The organism is Neobacillus drentensis (assembly GCF_036966985.1).
In the GTDB taxonomy this organism is placed as follows: Bacteria; Bacillota; Bacilli; order Bacillales; family Cytobacillaceae; genus Neobacillus; species Neobacillus drentensis_E.
Genome location: NZ_JBALSN010000621.1, coordinates 1 through 2,562, shown reverse-complemented (window position 1 = coordinate 2,562; position 2,562 = coordinate 1). Strand labels below are relative to the sequence as shown.

The following is a 2,562-nucleotide window of genomic DNA, read 5'->3' as shown; positions in this document are numbered from 1 at the left end:
TATATTTTATGCTTATCATAATCATATTTACCCAGCGCATCTTTAGGATTCTTATACTCGAACCAAAATTTCACGTTATATACATTTTTCAAATGTTTTGTTAGTCCAAATAATTTATCGTTTTTTTCTTCTAAATAACTCATTTATAACTCCTTATAAGTGTATATTGTTTTATACAGAAGATCTCTCTAAGTAAATACCATAACTTAAAGCTACAGGGAAACCTTTTCTTATTTGCTCATATGAAGCTAATTCAACTTTTCTATTAAAGTATCGGCTTAATTCCTTTACCAGATCTGTATACGCTTGTACATCAAGTTCTTCTGGTATGTTTTCATTTTTCTTTAAATCTGCAACGAAATCTATATCACTCCCATCAATTTCGTCTCTTCTTGAAACGGACCCAATAATAACTACATTACTTGAGCCGTATTTATCAAATATGTCCAATATTTCATTTTTGTTTTCTAAAATATAATCTAGTAACATTGAGCACTCCTTTAAGTATAATTTAGTGATTTAGTAAAATATAAAATTTACTTTCACAGTAATAGTACACCAAATCGAAATTATTTGTAAAATTTATATATTACAAAAAGTTTCGTAATGATTAAGGTACTCTAACGGTTTTTACTCCTAAGAAGTTCTTTATTCCAATGAAAGATTGGAAAATATTGTACTTACGGGGTGCTAAAGGTGAAGGAGACTCTGATAACTATAAATAGAAAACTCTTCCATGCTATGGCGAGTTTAGCTTTTTATTTGCCAATAGCTAAGCCAGAATAATTCTCACTTCGACATCAAAGCATAATCGTTCGGCTGCCACTTCCAAAACGTTTTCGGGTGAAAGTAGGGGGCATGCTTCGAGCTTTTGTGGTTCGATAAAATACATTCGGAAGGGTAGAGCTACATCTGGCAAATTACTTTGTTAGGTATCGAAATCCAAAAAATATTGGTAAAATTGAACTACTACTTAAGATAAGAAAGTAATAGAAGAAGGGGAAACAGTATGGGTTATTTTAAGGTCAATTTAACAAAACTCCTATTATTAAGGCATAAGCCATTACTAAAAAAACAACTAAAACAAATACTCAAAAAAGTCCAAGAAATAGAGAATATAATTAAGAGTATTAAAGAATCTGTCACCTTAATACCGGGTGAAAGAGTCGGAGAAATCAAAAAAAAATACAAGGAATCAATCCTAACAGCTCAACAAAAAAATATATTCGGTAATGCGGATAAGGTGAAACAGAATATATATAGATACCCGTTTGCTTCGAGACCTAAGAGCATTATTAAACTAGAATCGGATTACGTGAAACGTTGTGATGTCTATTTAGAAAAGTTCGAATCGATTGAAGGTGAGATAAAAGCTGTCAATAAAAAGCTCGAGCTTTACTACAATGGAGTGGAAGAATTTAATGTGTTGATTGAAAACCAAACTTATTACATATCTCATACTTTGTTTAATCGAATTAAAGAGGAGAAAGCTGTTATATACGCATTTTTTAGCGCCAACAATCCCAAATTGGCCAATGTAGATCAGTTCTTAGAAAACTTTTCTAAATTTGATCAAGAGTGGGTAAAGACAATGAATAGAACCTTCGTCGATAAAGAGTTGAAGGAAATGACTGAGTTTTTTAATAATATTGATGGAAAGTCCCTAGATGAACAGCAAAGAAGAGCGGTCGTTACAGATGAAGATGGAAATCTCATTGTGGCCGGTGCTGGTTCAGGAAAGACACTGACTATTGCCGGAAAGGTAAAATACCTCGTAGAAAAAAAGGGAGTAAAACCAGAAGAAATTCTCCTTGTATCGTTTACTAGGAAAGCTGCGGAAGAGATGCTGGAAAGGATCAAGAACAAATTGGACATCGATGTAGATGTCAATACCTTTCACAGTTTGGGAATGAAAGTAATCGGAAAAGAGAAGAAAAAGAGGCCCAGCGTAGAAGATAATGCTACTCAAATAATAAAAGGTTATTTCAAAGATGAAATGTATGATCATCCAATGCAGTTAAAAAGGATGATTGAATACTTCGGCTATTATTTAAACATCCCGATTGATATAGAAAAGTTTGAGAATTTGGGGCAAGCCTTCCACCATCAGAAGAACTTGGATTTACAAACCATTCGAAGTAAATATGAAGAACAGGTGATGGCTGTCGAATTAAAAGAAGAATATGTACAAAACAAAGCCGAACAGTTAAAACACAAAAAGACCACATTAGTAGGGGAAACGGTAAAAAGTTTAGAAGAGGTAATGATCGCTAACTTCTTATACTTAAATGGCGTCGATTACGTGTATGAACAGGATTACCCGTTCCAAACAGCTACCGAACAATATCGGCAGTATAAACCGGATTTCTATTTGCCGGAATTTGATATATATATTGAACATTTTGGCGTGACAAAAGAGGGGACTGTTCCCTGGTTAAGTGAATTCGAAGAAAGAAAGTACACACAGGGGATGGATTGGAAAAGGCAAACCCACTCCGAAAATGGGACAGTGTTAATTGAAACCTATTCGTACTTAAATAAGGACGGTATGCTATTAGAAAC

Annotated in this window: 2 protein-coding genes; one reads left to right on the top strand and one right to left on the bottom strand. The window is 33.6% G+C overall.

What is annotated here, in order from left to right; all coding sequences use genetic code 11:
• Positions 1-171 precede the first annotated feature (171 nt).
• Positions 172-489 (bottom strand): nucleotidyltransferase family protein, encoded by a 318-nt coding sequence (locus V7659_RS29225; RefSeq protein ID WP_335543549.1) that lies wholly within the window; start codon positions 487-489, stop codon positions 172-174.
• A gap of 520 nt (positions 490-1,009) precedes the next feature.
• Between V7659_RS29225 and V7659_RS29220 the strand changes: the two genes are divergently transcribed.
• A partial coding sequence (locus V7659_RS29220; protein ID WP_335543548.1) for a UvrD-helicase domain-containing protein occupies positions 1,010-2,562 on the top strand: 1,553 nt, incomplete at its 3' end.